This is a genomic window from Nitrospina gracilis Nb-211, assembly GCF_021845525.1.
Taxonomy (GTDB): Bacteria; Nitrospinota; Nitrospinia; order Nitrospinales; family Nitrospinaceae; genus Nitrospina; species Nitrospina gracilis_A.
This window is the reverse complement of the sequence record NZ_JAKJKD010000001.1, coordinates 78,257-93,928: the sequence shown is the minus strand read 5'-3', so window position 1 is coordinate 93,928 and position 15,672 is coordinate 78,257. Positions and strand designations below refer to the sequence as shown.

General features: G+C 53.8%; 13 protein-coding genes. 6 read left to right on the top strand and 7 right to left on the bottom strand.

Going from position 1 to position 15,672, the window contains the following annotated elements; translation table 11 throughout:
* Positions 1 to 8: 8 nt before the first annotated feature.
* Genes J2S31_RS00510 through flgF form a run of 3 tightly spaced genes read right to left on the bottom strand, consistent with a single transcriptional unit; the run spans position 9 to position 2,171 of the window.
* A complete protein-coding gene (locus J2S31_RS00510; protein ID WP_237097082.1) occupies positions 9 to 482 on the bottom strand; it encodes a hypothetical protein in 474 nt (157 codons plus the stop codon).
* Between the two features lie 12 nt (positions 483 to 494).
* Entirely contained in the window at positions 495 to 1,283 is a 789-nt protein-coding gene (gene flgG, locus J2S31_RS00505; RefSeq protein ID WP_237097081.1) for a flagellar basal-body rod protein FlgG, read from the bottom strand.
* Between the two features lie 57 nt (positions 1,284 to 1,340).
* Complete coding sequence (gene flgF, locus J2S31_RS00500) at positions 1,341 to 2,171, bottom strand: flagellar basal-body rod protein FlgF (protein ID WP_237097080.1); 831 nt, start codon at positions 2,169 to 2,171, stop codon at positions 1,341 to 1,343.
* A gap of 240 nt (positions 2,172 to 2,411) precedes the next feature.
* Between flgF and J2S31_RS00495 the strand changes: the two genes are divergently transcribed.
* Positions 2,412 to 2,726 (top strand): rhodanese-like domain-containing protein, encoded by a 315-nt coding sequence (locus J2S31_RS00495; protein WP_237097079.1) that lies wholly within the window; start codon positions 2,412 to 2,414, stop codon positions 2,724 to 2,726.
* Between the two features lie 123 nt (positions 2,727 to 2,849).
* Here J2S31_RS00495 and J2S31_RS00490 read toward each other — a convergent pair whose 3' ends face one another.
* The 3 genes from J2S31_RS00490 to J2S31_RS00480 form a co-directional block, all read right to left on the bottom strand.
* Entirely contained in the window at positions 2,850 to 3,854 is a 1,005-nt protein-coding gene (locus J2S31_RS00490) for an ethylbenzene dehydrogenase-related protein (RefSeq protein ID WP_237099880.1), read from the bottom strand.
* Positions 3,855 to 3,985: 131 nt separating this feature from the next.
* The gene (locus J2S31_RS00485; protein WP_237097078.1) at positions 3,986 to 5,263 is read right to left on the bottom strand and encodes a 4Fe-4S dicluster domain-containing protein; all 1,278 of its coding nucleotides are present in this window, start codon (positions 5,261 to 5,263) and stop codon (positions 3,986 to 3,988) included.
* A 117-nt stretch (positions 5,264 to 5,380) separates the two neighbouring features.
* Positions 5,381 to 8,842, bottom strand: a complete 3,462-nt coding sequence (locus J2S31_RS00480; protein ID WP_237097077.1) for a molybdopterin-dependent oxidoreductase — start codon at positions 8,840 to 8,842, stop codon at positions 5,381 to 5,383.
* A 1,169-nt stretch (positions 8,843 to 10,011) separates the two neighbouring features.
* On the opposite strand from J2S31_RS00480, the gene coaD reads away from it, so the two are divergent.
* From coaD to J2S31_RS00460, 4 genes are all read left to right on the top strand, one after another.
* On the top strand, positions 10,012 to 10,500 hold the full coding sequence (coaD, locus tag J2S31_RS00475) for a pantetheine-phosphate adenylyltransferase (protein ID WP_237097076.1): 489 nt from the start codon (positions 10,012 to 10,014) through the stop codon (positions 10,498 to 10,500).
* A complete protein-coding gene (locus tag J2S31_RS00470; protein WP_237097075.1) occupies positions 10,497 to 11,693 on the top strand; it encodes a pyridoxal phosphate-dependent aminotransferase in 1,197 nt (398 codons plus the stop codon). Before coaD ends, J2S31_RS00470 begins: the two co-directional genes overlap by 4 nt.
* A gap of 143 nt (positions 11,694 to 11,836) precedes the next feature.
* Positions 11,837 to 12,169 (top strand): endonuclease domain-containing protein, encoded by a 333-nt coding sequence (locus tag J2S31_RS00465; protein WP_237097074.1) that lies wholly within the window; start codon positions 11,837 to 11,839, stop codon positions 12,167 to 12,169.
* 239 nt (positions 12,170 to 12,408) lie between these two features.
* Positions 12,409 to 13,242: a DUF2971 domain-containing protein gene (locus J2S31_RS00460; protein WP_237097073.1), complete on the top strand. Its 834-nt coding sequence runs from the start codon at positions 12,409 to 12,411 to the stop codon at positions 13,240 to 13,242.
* 409 nt (positions 13,243 to 13,651) lie between these two features.
* On the opposite strand, the gene J2S31_RS00455 is transcribed toward J2S31_RS00460, so the two are convergent.
* Positions 13,652 to 13,966, bottom strand: coding sequence for a (2Fe-2S)-binding protein (locus J2S31_RS00455; RefSeq protein WP_237097072.1), 315 nt, complete (start codon positions 13,964 to 13,966; stop codon positions 13,652 to 13,654).
* 80 nt (positions 13,967 to 14,046) lie between these two features.
* Here J2S31_RS00455 and lnt point away from each other — a divergent pair, with 80 nt between their 5' ends.
* Entirely contained in the window at positions 14,047 to 15,624 is a 1,578-nt protein-coding gene (gene lnt, locus J2S31_RS00450) for an apolipoprotein N-acyltransferase (protein WP_237097071.1), read from the top strand.
* Positions 15,625 to 15,672 lie beyond the last annotated feature (48 nt).

Below are 15,672 nucleotides of genomic sequence, written 5' to 3'. Positions count from 1 at the left end.
ACTTTGTCTCAAATTAAGTGGCACGTTATAGTGGATGCCACCTGAACCAGCTCCACATCATGACCGGAAATGACATCTCCCCTCCGCAAGGTTCTGGTTGTCTGAACCACATCGAACAGAACCTCAACGCTTGCCAGCAGGGTGATGCGGTGCCTGATCACGTTATCGACACGGAGGGTGAGGTTGAAGGGAATGGCTCCCATTCTGTTTTTGTGCCCCGGAAGGCGAAAATCAAAATCCACATTGCCTTCGGGCAGGCTCACATCCCCACCTTTATACGAAATATCCACCTTCATGCGATCGGGGGCCCACGTCAACTGACCGGTCAAATACTGCAGGGCCTTTTCCTGAATGATCTTTGCCTCGATCACCTGGGTGGAGGCCGCCCAGGACGGGAGGCTCGAGATTCCAATCAGGCAGACCAGGAGGCCGGTTACGAGGAGCAGGCGGCTCTGGATTTTTTTTATGGTTTTATTAATCATTGTGACCTCTTATCAGCGCTTCAGGTTGCTCGCAATCTGAAGCATCTCGTCAGCGGTTTGAACCGTGCGGGAATTGACCTCGTAGGCACGTTGAGCGGTGATCAGGTTAACCAGCTCCTCCACCACGCTCACATTGGACAACTCCAGAAACCCCTGCTTGATCGCTCCCCGGTTATCCAGGGCCGGCGTTCCCACGATGGGTGTTCCCGATGATCCAGTCTGCAAAAACAGGTTGTCGCCCAAAGCCTGGAGACCCGCCGGGTTCTGAAAAGTGGCGATCTGAATGTTACCTACAACCGAGGGTGTCGGCGAGTTCGGCTGAGTGACGGAGACCACGCCGGAGGGATCGACCGAAATGTTCAACGCGTTCTGCGGGATGGTGACAGCCGGTTGCATGAGCAGGCCGTCCGAAGTGACGATCTGTCCCGTCTGGTTCAGTTTGAAAGTGCCGGCACGGGTGTAGGCGATGTTACCGCTGGGCGTCGTGATCTGGAAAAAACCATCGCCTTCGATGGCGATGTCCAGTGGGTTCTGCGTCTGGGCAAAATCACCTTGCAAAAATATCTTTTGAACCGCGGCCGGTTTCACACCCAAACCCAGTTGGATACCCGTCGGCACCTGGTTACCGGTGTTGGACAGCGTGCCCTGCAATTTCAGCGTCTGGTAAAGCAGGTCCTGAAAATCCGCACGGCTCCGTTTGAATCCGGAGGTATTCACGTTGGCCAGGTTGTTGGAGATCACGCTCACATTCAGGTCCTGGGCGTTCATGCCTGTGGCGGCGGTATACAATGATCGCATCATAATAGTGTTCCTTTATCGCGTGGGTTTCGGGACTATCCCAATTTTTTCCCCAGACTTTTATGCCAGCCGGGCAATGCTTGTAATCGATTGCTGATCCGCATCATCTATGGATTGGATAATCCGCTGATACGCCTCGAACGTACGCAAGGTCTGGATCATTTTGGTCATTTCTTCCACCGCGTTGACGTTGCTGTGCTCCACAAACCCTTGCAGGACGCCCGGATTTTCATGAGGAAGGGCCTGCTCATTCGGGTCGCTTAGGGAGTACAGGCCATTCCCTTCCTTTTTTAAAGTCCCCGGATTTTCAAACCGGACCACTTTCAGTTGACCTATGTTTTGAACCTGCTGATTGGACAAGATGGAAATGCTTCCCTGGCTGTCCACACTGACGACCGAGCTGTCGATCGGCATCAAGAGGTTGGTTTCCCCAACGCCTTGCAGGACGTGCCCCTCCTTGTCCACCAGCCGCCTTTGGTCATCCACCTTAAAACTTCCGGTTCGCGCATAGCGCGGGCCATCCGGTGTTTCGACCACAAAAAAGCCGTCTCCTTCCATTGCCAGATCAAACGGGTTGCCGGTGCTCACCAGGGCGCCCTGATGAAAATCCGTGACCTGGCCGTTGACTTCCACATAGCTCACGCCCTGGTTGGAAAGGCCGGACGGAAGCAGAGTATTGCGGTTGGCTTCCATACTTTGCGGTGCCGCGAATGGAGGTATCAGTTCCTTAAAAACCAAATCGTCTCTCTTGAAACCGGGCGTGTTCAGGTTCGCCATGTTGTTGCTGATGACGTCCAGCTTTCGCTGTTGCTTCACCCCGGCAGAGGATGCTATATATAAACCTTCGAGCATTTTTGACTCCTTATGTTCCCGATGCAGGGATTTCAGCAAGAACGGTGCCAAATATTAATTCGTTGTTTTATTGGCACTAAGAAGCTGGGAACGCCTTTAAACCATTGGCTTTAGCGATGCGTCGCCGCAAAGCGGGGGTGGGGTCGGAAGAAGGCGGCGCGTCGGGTTTTTGGCAGAATTTTCCGGTTGGCCCGGCCCACACTGTCAAATTTGCCGGGTCTGGAATTTGTTAACACACCGAACGAAGTTCTTCAGTTCATCAAGAGGAGAAAGTTCTTCATGGAACATATAAGCGTGGACAAACTGCACGACTTGGTGCCCGGCATGGGGCCGGACGATTTGATTCTCGATGTTCGTACGGAAGAAGAATTTGAGGAGGCTCACATTAAGGGAGCCCGCAACAAAAACCACGAGGACGTGGAAGACATTGCCGACGAACTGAAGAAGTACAAAAACGTGTACGTGCACTGCAAGATGGGGGGGCGCGCGCAGAAGGCCGCGGAATTGCTGGAGAACGCCGGACTCACCAATATCATCTGCGTCAGCCAGGGCGGCATGCAACGTTGGATGGATATGGGGTGGGAAGCGGAGTGAGCTGAAAAACTCACCCAACCGTTAACACGGTCCTCTCTAATTTTACCGTCACATTCAGCAAGCAAAAAAAACCGGGAATGGGTTTAACCCATTCCCGGTTTGTATTTTTAGAATGCCCGTCGGTTAGTACTTCAGGGTATTCCAGGCCGTAATGGCTTTCTGGCCATTGCGCTCCTTGTTGGCGCCGTTCCAGATAGCGATAGCCATCGGAATGCTGTTGCCGGTGAACTGCGCATCGTTGGCGTCGTCAGTTTTCAAAGAGCGTTTGAAAACCACGGACCAGCGGTTGTTGCTCCAGTTCCCTTTGCCATCCACGTCCTGGTTTGCCTGCGTGGTCAGCGTGCTGAAGCCCTCTGCGTTGAGGTCTTCAACCGGAGACCGGCGCATGGAAGCGTCGGACAGGATGTTGTGGGTTGCGCGGCCCGGGTTGTAAACGCCTTCGTTTTTACCCATGCCAAAATCCACAAACGTGGAGCGCTCAGCGATCTCACCAGCGCCGCCGGTGTGAACGCCACCCTTGGCGCGCTCATCCTTGCTACCGGACATTCCCGGTTTCAAGGCACCCTTCAGCGCCAGGTTGCCATCCGGCTCATACATGTAGTAACCAGCAGAACCCATAGCCATATCGGCGTAGTAGTCCTCCAGGTCCTGCATGCCTTCGTTACCGGCACGGCCAGCGCCCTCTTTGTCCCAGGTCGCTTTCCACTGCCAGATGTTGACACGCTCGCCCTCGGAACCCATGGTGAACGGAGGCTCACTGCCTGCCTTCACCGGGAACATCAGCGCGGCCTGATCTTTGTAATGTTGAGAGCGGACCATGATGTCATCACGAACACCATCGTTCCACTCCAGGCGGACTGCGATTTCTTTATCACTGCGTGCCGCCTTGACGTTCACCCACTTCGTAGCCGGGTTCGGCCACATCGGGTTGGTGATCATCTGCGGGTCCATATCGATGACCACATGACGACCCTTGGTCGGTCCGTAGTTGGACCAGAAAGGATCGGTCGGGTCAACCGGAATGTCCCGCTTACCGACATTCAGGGCTTCGATGGTTGCCGCGGAAGACACCACCGCACCACCCAGGATGAACGCGGCAATCAATGCGAATACTACGCTTTTTTTCATTTTCACGGTTTTCCTCCTGTTTAGCAGTTTCCGGGTTTGAAAGCGCATTCCCTCTCGTTCCAAACCAGGTTCAAACCGCCTCCCGGAACAGGGCATTGTGCCCTGTTCCGGTGCGGCAGATGATACCCGACTTAGAACGCACCAGGATGCTCTTCGGGCCGGACGTAGAAAGGCTCTTCAACCGTCACGCGGATGATCTCCTTACCCTTCCGGTTGAACCCGATGATGGTGTCGTTGTACATCTCGAACTTCTTGCCGTGAATGTTCGTCTCGAAGATCTTCGGACCCGGCTCGCGCTTCCACTTGAAGATGATGCGCTGCGTCGTCCGGAACAACTGCAAGACGCCCAGCAGATCCCGATCCGGAACCATGTACTGGTCGATCGAATGATCCACGCCCGGGCCGAACATCTGCTGTGAGTACGCACGAGGTACGTGCCGCGACGGAACATAGTATCCGTTCGGCTCCGTGCCAAACTGCGGGTACAGCGGCAGGGCCACTTTCCGGTCCTTGATCAGGTAGTACTGAGGATTGTCCGGATCATGCGCCCATTCTCCGTTCGAACCGATCTTCACCAGACCCTGCAGACGGATCTTGCCAACGCAAGCCGCCATACAGCGCGTCTCCATCTGGTCGCCCTCGGTCAAGGGATCCAGTCCCTCGATCCGCGGATAACACGCGATGCACTTCTCGGAAATCCGGGTCGTGCCGCGGAACATCGGTTTCTTGTACGGACACTGCTCAACACACTTCTTGTATCCGCGGCAGCGGGACTGGTCGATCAGTACGATACCGTCCTCCTGACGCTTGTAGATCGCCTTGCGCGGACATGCCGCCAGACAACCCGGATACGTGCAGTGGTTGCAGATGCGTTGCAGGTAGAAAAACCAGATCTTGTGTTCAGGCAATACCGACTTCACGCCGTTGTCGCCGCCGAAGGTGCCTTCGCGCGACTGCGTGAACTCGCGGCCGTGAGCCGTGTCTTCACCGAAGTTCGGGAAGCGCCACTCTTCGTCCGTCGGTACGTAACCGATTGCCTGCTGGTTCAGGCCGATCTTCGCCGGAGCCTCGAAGATGGTCACACCTTCGTACACACCGTGAATCGCCTTGTTCGAAGTCTTCCGGACGTTCCATACGTTCTGACCCGGATTCGACTGCTCCAGCATCTTCAAGATCTTCCAATCCCAAAACTGAGGATAACCACCGTAAGGCTTCGTCTCCACGTTGTTCCACCACATATACTCCTGGCCCTTCGAAAAGGTCCAGGTCGACTTGTGGGCCATCGTGCACGTCTGACACGCAATACAGCGGTTCGTGTTGAACACGAACGTGAACTGCTCCTTCGGATGCTTCTCCTCGTACACATAGGTCATCATGCGACCCAACTGCCAGTTATAGACTTCAGGCATCTTGTAACCTCCATTAAAACCGCCGCTCTTTCAGAGCTACGGTCCCGGTTGCTAATCAGATTTGAAACACCGCATTCAAAGCCGGCGCGGGCCCCCGAAGGGACCCGCACCCACACTTTAAATTTTTACGCGGATGTACTGACCTGCCAGGTACATCTCGGCGAAGCGGTCTTTCAACGGAGACTCCGGAGTGTAACCGGTACGAACCGGTTCCCACAGTCCCTTACCATGCATACCACCGTCTTCCGCCTTGGAGAACTTAACCAAAGTCTCTTTCGGCACAGCGTTGATGGCATGGTTGTCTGCCTCGTACCCGAACATGAACTTCATCTTGGATTTTGCCTTATGGAACAGACTGTCCGTCTGATGCATCGGCATCAACCAAGAGCGGGTGATCGACTGCTGACCGCCGTACCGGAAGTTGGACTGGTACGGAGTGGTCATTGACAACGCGCGTCCGTCCGGGCGCTCTTCGTGCGCTTTAACCGAGCGCTCCGTCGACGTCCAACAAGAGTGTTTCATCATGGACGTGTGATACGGATACGCGGGGTTGTACTTCGCACGGAGCATCAGGCGGGCAACCTTGTAGCGCGGATCCGACGGCTTCCAGCCCATGTACGGGCGGTCGGCCGGGTTCGCGTCTACATACACGTAGTCGCCGTCGTTGATACCCAAGTCCTTACACAGGAACGGGTTCATGTGCACCTGCCACTCACCAACACCCGGAGACCGCTTATCCATGCGGTAAGGATCGCCAAAGTTGTTGTTCCAGATCATGTTCCAGTCAGTCGTCGCCCAGGACGAATGAGCCGTATGTCTGGATTTCGGAGTGACGCAGTAGAACCGGTACCCCTTCTCCCACAAGAAGTTCTTGGTCGTACGTACCGAAGACCACGGCTTCTTGATGTTACGAACGTGACGCAGATCCGGATCCTGCTCGTCTTCCGGAATCCCGTAATCGTCCGGGCGGATGTAGGGGTTGGTGGATACGATGACGTTCGGCAGGTAAGGAGTCGCCTCAGGACCTTCCCTGTGAACGATGAAGTTTTCACCCCATTCGATCGCTTCCGGCTCGTCGTTGTAGAACTGGATGCGGCCGTTCGGAGTGTAGAAGGGTTTGGACTCCGTGTACATTTCCCAGAACGGAGACCGCGGATAGGTGCGGTACAGCAACAGACAGGCACCCGGCTCACCATACTTGCCGTTGATGATGTCGTCGATGTTGTAGCCCATACCCGAGGTGGCCGTCGTGAACAGCCGGCGAATCATCGCCTTCGTCCGGTTCGGCGCCTCACCCTCGTATACCTTCACGTAATCCGCAAAGCGTTTGTCACCGGTGACCTGGGACAGGCGTTTCGCGAACTCGCGGTGGATCAGGTTGTCATCGATCGTGTCGAATACCGGTTTGATGCCGGTGCCGCCCCAGATCTGATGGAACGGGTTCGAACACGCCGAAGTGATTTCGTAAGACTCGAACTCGGCCCAGCTGTTCGCCGCCAGTACAAAGTCGGAGTACTCGCAGGAACCGGTGAACTCGATGTCCTGAGCTACGATCATGTCTACGTTGTTGTTGGTGTTGAACACCAACTCGTAGAACCACTTCGCGTTGTTGATGACGTTGACGTTAACAAACCAGATCAACTTACTCGGAGTCGGCATATGGGTGCGACCCGTGAAGACCTTACGTCCATACCGCGGGGTATTGACGATCAGAGCCTTGTCACGATGCGCCCAGTAACCAACTTCCTCACCCTTCAGGTAGCCTTTTACATTGGCCCAGTCCACGTTCTTGGAGATATCCATAACGGGGTTGAAGGGATCTTCCGCAACCATGGAGGCGAAGCCCGGTCCCGACCAGTGAGAACCCTGGTAGTTGCCGGCCTTGTAGTTACCCGCCCAGGTGTGGGAACCGGAACCTTTCGGCCCGACGTTACCCGTCAGCATGAGGGGCACATACGACGCACGGTTGTGCATGGTGGCGTGGAAGTAATGGTTGATACCTTCACCGTAGTGAATCTCAACCGGCTTGATGGTACCGATGTCGCGTGCCAGACGTACAACCAGATCCTTCGGGGCATGGGAGATCTGGTTAACGCTGTCCAGATCGTAGTCCTTCAGGTGGATTTTGTACATCTCGTACAGCGGCATAACGGTGATCGTCTTGCCGTTGACCAGCTTGATGTCATAAACACCGTCCAGAGCCGGGTCGATGTTCTTTTTCCGCATCTTCGCGCCAATGTCCTCGCGAGTTACGGCGACCGGTTTGTCGGTGTTGGTGTCCCAAACTACGAAGTCCGGCATTTTGTCCCGGTTGAAGTTCTTCATCCACTTGGTCGTAAAACCATCCTTAGGCAGGGGCTGGTTTTTGTAACCGGGGATGTAGTCGTCCGGGTGCAGCCGGATCAGGTTGTCCGTGCGGACCAACAGAGGCATGTCGGTGTAATCCTTGACGTATTCCGTGTCAACGAGACCTTCATCCATGATGATCTTCGCACAACCCAGGAAAATGGAAATGTCGGAGGCGCCGGCGCGGCACGGAATCCAGTAGTCCGCTTTCGTGGAAGGCGGATTGTATTCCGGGCAGACGGTTACCAGCGTACCGCCGCGTTCCATGATTTCCGTGTACCAGTGGGCTTCCGGCATCTTGTTTTCAATGAGGTTTTTACCCCACTGAATGGTCAGCTTCGCATACCGATGGTCGGCGAAGTCGATGTCGGAAGTCTGCATACCATGCGTCCAGGAATGACCCGGAGCCTGGTCGCCGTGCCAGGTGTAGTTGGACCATGCGCGTCCACCCAATACCTGACCCGGCCCGCGGCCGCGAATGATCGCGTCCAGAAGACCGACCATGTTGGCGAGGCGGTAAATACCATACTTACCGATAACGCCCAACAGACCCATACCACCGCGATACTTGAAAGTTCGCGGGCCGGATCCGCCCATGGCTTCGATCATCTCGGGCTGATAGCCTTCGTTCTTCAGGCGCTGGGCACCGCGGGAACCGCTGTAGGCTTTACCTACCGCCACGTGGCCTTTTGCCAGATAGGTGAAGGTGTCATCCCAGGTCATACGAACGAACTCGTCCGTGCCCCGGCTGGTGAACTTATATTTTTCCCGGTTCTCCTTGTCCAGATAAGGAAAGCCGTCGTCGGCCCACTGCTTCCAGCCAACGCGCAACATCGGATACTTGTTGCGGTACGGTCCATAAACACGACGCGGGAACGTCATGCCGCGGAGACACATGCGCGGGTTCCACGCAGCGTCCGCCTGGTTGCCGTACAGATCGCGAATCTTGTGATGATCGTAGTTCTGCTCGATCCGCATCAGAATGCCGTTACGTACGAAACCGCGGACACGACACTGATGGGTGTCGTTCGGCGAACAACAGTACGTGAACGAACGTTCATACTTATATTGATCGCGATAAACTTCTTCCCAACGACGATCCGGATAGGATTCCAGAGGATTCCCAACCTTCACTACGGGTTTCAACTGAGCACCTACCCTCTTGCTCGAAAGCGCCATGGCCGAAGCCACACCAGCACTCACCTGCAAGAACTTCCTTCGATTCAAACGCATAAACTTAAACCTCCCTTAGGTTAACAGTTGGCTTAAAAACCGAACTTGTATCCTGATAAAAACTTCCCCCGGCGGCCTCTACTGACGACCGCCCAAAGAAAACCCTCCTTTCTAAATTCTGAAAACTGAAATTGAGTAATCTATTTTCTGACCCTAGTGACTAAATTATTACCAGTAAAATTTTCCCAACATTAATCAGACCTGGCCAAAAAAAAACCTGATACCCGTTTCGGCCTTATTTAAAGCCTTGAAACAAGATACCAGGTTTGAAAAACCGGTTTTGCCAATGCGGTGAAAAATGATTTTTTGGACCCGTTCGCCACATGTCGAAAACACCAATCCAGGGCAAAATTAACGTGCTGGGGAATTCGTGCATGCCTCTTTATACGCAAATCAAAATGCCTTGTCAAACCCTTTTTATCAAGCCTATTTGAAAAATTTCCCGCCCCCATAGATTCGTGCATGCCTCTTTATACGCAAATCAAAATGCCTTGTCAAACCCTTTTTATCAAGCCTATTTGAAAAATTTCCCGCCCCCATAGAGGGGTAAAAATTGATTAAAATATAAGCAAAAAAGAGCTTGAAATTCCGGCTTTTCCACAACCTTCCTCAAAAACGCCTCATTTTACAAAAATAACTTTTAAAAACAAGCATTTAAATCAAAAACCAAGTTGTTTTCCTATATAAAAACCATAAATATCATGAGCTCCAGATTGACTGAAACACATAAAATTCTTTTAAAATAGGCATTTAACTTATTTTTAAAAATAGTAGCGCAAGATTAAATTCGTCTTTTCCCATCAAAGCAGGCCGGATTTTATTTCCTGAAAAAGGATCAAAAAATAGGAAAAAATAATTGAAAAATCAGCAATAAAAATATAACCATTTTTAAAATAATAAGTTATATCTAATCCAGCGGCCAGGGACGTTGAATCCGAAAAAAAACACCATATTCCTACATATAAAAAATGATTTCCTATTAATATATAGGTAAATACCCCTGATGCCGACGGAACCCCCGCTTTCTCCATAATAGGAGTTTGGCTGATCCGAGGCTCGGTCTTCGGCGCGTTTCCCCCATGTTTTTTCCCCGGTCATCGTGGATTTGGCATTTCCCTTGGCTGGGAATGCAGTTATAATCCCCATTTTTTCAACTCCCCTTTCTGTCGATGAGACGATCACGCATCGCCATATATCCGGGCACGTTCGATCCGGTCACCAACGGGCACCTCGACATCATGAAGCGCTCCCTTTGCCTGTGCGACAAGTTGATCGTGGCAGTGGCCCTGAACCCGAAAAAGAATCCACTGTTCACGGTGGAGGACCGCGTCGCCTTCATTCAGGACGCTGTAAAGAAGTACGAAAACATCGAGGTCCATCCCTTCGGCAGCCTGTTGACGGAGTTCGCTGACAGCAAGAAAGCGTCGATCATCGTGAAGGGTCTGCGCGCTGTCTCCGACTTCGAGTACGAACTGCAGATGGGATTGATGAATCGCAACCTCAACGACAAACTGGAAACGGTGTTCATGATTCCGAGCCAGGAGTTTTCGTTTTTGAGTTCGAGTTTCGTGAAGGAAATCGCCAAGCACGGCGGCGATGTCAGCAAGATGGTCCCCAAAGCCGTGTTGAAAGGATTCGCAAAGGTTCAGCCGCTATGAAGTTCTCGCAACGCATCCAGAACATCAAACCGTCGATGACCCTCGCCATCACCGCCAAGGCCAAAGCCATGTCGGCACAGGGCGACAACGTGATCGGCTTCGGCGCGGGAGAGCCCGACTTTGGCACGCCGGAGAACATCAAGCAGGCGGCCATCGACGCCATCCACAACAACGACACGTACTACACGCCCGTCGGCGGCACGGACAAACTCAAAGACGCCATCATCGAAAAATTCAAACGCGACAACGCGCTCACCTATTCACGCGACCAGGTTATTGTCTCCTGCGGCGCCAAGCACTCGTTCTACAACCTGGCGATGGTGCTGTGGGACAAGGGCGACGAGGTGATCGTGCCGGCGCCGTACTGGGTGTCGTATCCGGAGATGGTGACCCTGGCCGACGCCACGCCGGTGATCGTCGAAACCGCGCAGAGCAACGATTTCAAAATCACGCCGGAGCAGTTGCAAGCCGCCGTCACGCCGAACACGCGCGCGGTGATCATCAACAGCCCGTCGAACCCGACCGGCTCCGCCTACACGCGCACCGAGCTGGAAGCGCTGGCGGAAGTGGCGCTCAAGAACAATCTGATGGTGGTGTCGGATGAGATTTACGAGAAGATCGTGTTCGACGGCTTCGAGCACGTGAGCATCGCCTCGTTCAGCGAAGAGATGAAGAAGAACACCGTCGTCATCAACGGCGCGTCGAAATGCTTCGCCATGACCGGCTGGCGCATCGGCTACCTGGCGGCGGAGGCGGACATCGTGAAAGCGGTCAACAAACTGCAGGGGCAGAGCACGTCGAATCCCACCTCCATCGCGCAGGCGGCGTGCGTCGAGGCGCTCACCGGAGCCAAAACGGAAAGCGCCATCGCCAGCATGGTCGATGCCTTCCAGCAGAGGCGCAATGTGCTGATGGACCGCTACGCGGCGATCGACGGGGTGACGTGTTACAAGCCGGTGGGGAGTTTCTACAGCTTCCCGGATTTCTCCGCGTACTATGGCAGGACGTACAAAGGCAAGACGCTGAACGGATCGATGGACATCGCCGACTTTCTTTTGGAAGAAGCGAAGGTGGCGGTGGTGCCGGGGATCGCCTTCGGCGCCGACGCCAACCAGCGCTTGTCCTTCGCCACCTCCCTCCAGAACATCGAAGAAGGTTTAGACCGGATTCAGAAAGCGCTGAGTTTGCTTTAAGGGGGCATGGTCCCCGGCAAATGGGTAAAAGAGATGGGGAATGAGTGATGCCATTCCAACGTATTCCAAATTCATAATGTTGCCTCCGGACGCAGTCCGATCCCTTCTCCCCTGGCGGGAGAAGGCCAGGATGAGGGGGATTCATGGACTTCTCTCCTTTCAGTAAACACCTCCGTCGCAACCTCACCGATGCCGAACGCGCGCTCTGGACCACCCTGCGCAATCGCCAAATCACCAACCACAAATTCCGGCGGCAAGTCACGCTTGGAAACTATGTGGCTGACTTCGTCTGCATGGAAAAACGTTTGATCGTCGAAGTCGATGGCGGTCAACACATGGACAGCGAAAAAGATGCCGAACGCACCGCTTGGCTGGAGTCGCAGGGGTATTGCGTGTTGCGGTTCTGGAATGACGAGGTGTTGAAAAACAAGGAAGGCGTAGTGCAGGTGATCATGGAGAATCTGAAAAAGAGGTAAACATCATTCCCCCTCACCCCAACCCTCTCCCCAAGGGGAGAGGGGGCAGGCGCGGCCTGAGGCAAACAGGTTAATGCTTTGAGGGCGAACGATGGTCCGTGAGCACATCCCAAATACAACTCATTTCCCCCGGGCGTCTCCCGGTCCCTTCTCCCCTTGGGGAGAAGGTTAGGATGAGGGGGATAAAAATGATATTTGTGCCCTGTGCTGGTATTCACCGAACGGAGGTACTGTATTAAATGACTGAATCATTATTACCCAAAAAATTTTCCGAGTCCCACCCCTTTCCTGATAAGTGCGGCATCAGTTCGCTGTTTAGATTTTACAAAATCGATTTGGATCGAGTCGAACATCTAGAATATCTCTTTATTAAGCGAAAACTTTATCACTCTCTTCCCTCCCAATTTAATGACCCGTTTGAATGCAAGCCGCATTTCAATTGGCCCGAAGATGTCAACGAGATTGAGAACCTTCGACAGCACCTTATCAAGGTTGCAGTGGAACATGGGTGCGATGAAAAAGAGGCTGAAGAAATAGTTTCCAAGGAAATGGAAGATTCAGAAAATTTCCAGAAAATTATATTTGATACGATACATAGGATATTTGCAGAAGTTAGAATCTGCTGTTTTACCAGTCGAAAAGAGAACCTTCTATTTTGGTCACATTACGCGGATGCCCATAAGGGATTTTGCGTCGAGTTTGACGCTACAAAAGGACCGATATCTTCTGCATTTAAAGTTCAATATGTAAAAGAATATCCTAAGGTTATTTACCCACCTTCCAATGATGCGTCAGATTTAAAACCACTATTGGTTAAATCGGAAATCTGGAATTACGAAGAAGAATTCAGATCCCTCCTTGTGTCTTGGGCCAAGATCCAGCCGCCCAATGATGGTGAGTCGTTAATTCTAAATGGTGATGAGATAAAGAATGTCTATCTTGGCGCACAAATAAGTAAAGAACATAAAGTGGTGATTTTGGATTTGATCAAGCAAGGAGGTTTTAATCCCGGTATCTGGGCCACAAAATTAGGAAAGTCTACATTTAGCCTGGAGTTTGAACGCGTGGGTTAACTGGTATTAGTCGGGAGTCTATCAAACACTTACACAAACCCGTGCAATCAAACAACGACTCACAACCAACTCATCCAATGATTTTGCAAGACTCAAGTTGCCTCAGATATGTTTTTCCCGGATAATCGCACGAGCGGCTGAAGAAGGCGGTTGGAAAAGTGCGAGTGGAAGGTCTCATTGCAACCCCCTCATCCTAGCCTTCTCCCGCAAGGGGAGAAGGAACCTTAAACACTCCTTTTCCCTTGACGAAAGAACTCACGGACTAATGGGTTGGGGTGAGGGCGCACTCCTAATAACGGAAATCGTTTCTGGAGTTTTCGGGCAAAAAAAATCCCGCCTGTTTGGGCGGGTCGGTGTGAAACCAAATCGGTGTGCCGCTAAAGGGCAGGGGGGTGATGCGGACAGAGGGTCAGGGATTGCAGGCACCGCCGTCGCAGGAGTTCGACCGGGTGTCGGCGGAAGCGGGGGCTTCCTGCGCTTTCTCCTTGTTGCGTTTCGCTTCCACCTCCAGCGCACACTTGTAGGCGTGAAGCTTATCCTCGATCTTCGGCCGGCACCGTTTGGCCTTGCAGTTGCCGGTGCCCACGCGGATGGCCCGCCTGAGCGCCTCAAAAGACAGCGCTCCGTCCTGGATGGCTTTCAGAATGGTGCCACCCGTAATGCTTCTACAAATGCAGACTTTTTTGAAGTGATCGACCCAGTCGGCTTCAGTCTTGAGGGTCATATTTTCCTCGCCATATAATTCGCAGTTTGTCATTATATCTTGGAATTACCGTAATTTAACCCTTTTTCGCTAAGGTGTCGATGAAGTTTTTCGGCCTCGCTGTGGCCACCGGGGTGCTGTTGGCCCTCTCCTTCCCGCGAATGGATTGGGAGTTTCTCGCGTGGGGGGCGCTCATCCCCTTGTTTTTCGCGGTTTTCATCCAGACGCCGAAACGCGCCGCCCTGCTGGGATTCACCGCCGGCATGGTGTTCTACGGCCTCAGCCTGAGCTGGGTGACGAACACTTTAGTCAACTACGGAAACATCCCCACCGTGATTGCCTGGCCCATCCTTTTTCTGCTGGCGGGCTATCTGAGCGCCTACATGGCGATTTTCTGTTTTCTGACAGTCCAACTCAGCCGCAATCAACCGCTTTTCTTCATCGCGCTGGCCCCCTTCCTGTGGACGGCGCTCGAATACCTGCGCTCCACCCATTTGGAGTATGGTTTTTCCTGGCAGGGGCTGGGCTACTCGCAATACCTAAACCTGCCCGTTTTGCAGATGGCGGACCTCACCGGCGTCTATGGCATCTCGTTTCTGATCGTGGGGGTCAACGCCGGGCTGTTCTACCTGTTCCACCCGCGCCTGCGCCAGGAGGCGCCGTGGCGGCTTTACCGCACGCACGTGTCGGTGGCGATGTTCGGCCTCTACGCGCTGGTTCTGGCTTATGGCTGGTCGGTGATGAATGCGCACGAGGAAAAACCGGTGAAGCCGCTCAAGGTGGCGCTGGTGCAGGGTAACATCCCGCAACAGATGAAATGGGACCCGCAGTACAAACAACAGATCCTCGACACCTACCGCGAACTCACGATGAAGGCGGCGGTGAGCGGTCCGGACTTCATCGTCTGGCCGGAGGCGGTGACGCCGTTTTATTTTCTGAACGATCTCGAAGGCACCACGGCGGTGGTGACGCTCGCCGACGAACTCGACACACCGCTCTTGTTTGGCAGCCCGCGCGCCGAACAGCAGGGGGGCAAGTGGGTCTCCTACAACAGCGCCTATCTACTGTCCGGCAACGGCAACATCAAGGGCCGCTACGACAAGATTCACCTGGTGCCGTTCGGCGAGTTCATCCCGTGGCAGTCCCTGTTGTTCTTCCTCGACAAGCTGGTGGTGGGCATCGGCGATTTCGGCCGCGGCGAAGAGGCGACGGTGCTTTCTCTGAACGGTTACAAGTTTGCGGTGTCGATCTGTTACGAGATCACCTTTCCCGACCTGGTGCGGCGTCCGGTGGACAATGGCGCGCAGTTTCTGGTGAACATCACCAACGACGCCTGGTTCGGCAAAAGTGCGGCGTCGTACCAGCACATCAGCATGGCCGCCCTGAGGGCCGTCGAAAACCGTGTACCGATTGTGCGTGCCGCCAATACCGGGATCAGCGGCGCGGTGGACCGGCTGGGGCGCATCGCCCCCACGACGGAGTTGTTTGAGCGGGAGGTCCTGATCGCCAACATCCAGCCCCGGACCGGCCCCGCCACCCTGTATTCGCGCTACGGCGACTGGTTCTGCTACCTGTCTCTGCTGGTTTCGGTGGGGCTGGGCACGGTGGCGTGGCGGCGCACACGGTCTTTTTCAACGGCTCCCCAACCCGCTCGCCCGGGAACCCCGCCTGCCCCCTGACCCTGAAAAATGGTTTGCTTGCATGGCACGTTGTCATGCAGTAATCTT

Coding starts and splice junctions, on each gene's coding strand:
- J2S31_RS00510 (WP_237097082.1), bottom strand. CDS start 482: ATGATTAATAAAACCATAAAAAAAATCCAGAGCCGCCTGCTCCTCGTA.
- flgG (WP_237097081.1), bottom strand. CDS start 1,283: ATGATGCGATCATTGTATACCGCCGCCACAGGCATGAACGCCCAGGAC.
- J2S31_RS00495 (WP_237097079.1), top strand. CDS start 2,412: ATGGAACATATAAGCGTGGACAAACTGCACGACTTGGTGCCCGGCATG.
- J2S31_RS00490 (WP_237099880.1), bottom strand. CDS start 3,854: ATGAAAAAAAGCGTAGTATTCGCATTGATTGCCGCGTTCATCCTGGGT.
- J2S31_RS00485 (WP_237097078.1), bottom strand. CDS start 5,263: ATGCCTGAAGTCTATAACTGGCAGTTGGGTCGCATGATGACCTATGTG.
- J2S31_RS00480 (WP_237097077.1), bottom strand. CDS start 8,842: ATGCGTTTGAATCGAAGGAAGTTCTTGCAGGTGAGTGCTGGTGTGGCT.
- coaD (WP_237097076.1), top strand. CDS start 10,012: ATGAGACGATCACGCATCGCCATATATCCGGGCACGTTCGATCCGGTC.
- J2S31_RS00470 (WP_237097075.1), top strand. CDS start 10,497: ATGAAGTTCTCGCAACGCATCCAGAACATCAAACCGTCGATGACCCTC.
- J2S31_RS00465 (WP_237097074.1), top strand. CDS start 11,837: ATGGACTTCTCTCCTTTCAGTAAACACCTCCGTCGCAACCTCACCGAT.
- J2S31_RS00460 (WP_237097073.1), top strand. CDS start 12,409: ATGACTGAATCATTATTACCCAAAAAATTTTCCGAGTCCCACCCCTTT.
- J2S31_RS00455 (WP_237097072.1), bottom strand. CDS start 13,966: ATGACCCTCAAGACTGAAGCCGACTGGGTCGATCACTTCAAAAAAGTC.
- lnt (WP_237097071.1), top strand. CDS start 14,047: ATGAAGTTTTTCGGCCTCGCTGTGGCCACCGGGGTGCTGTTGGCCCTC.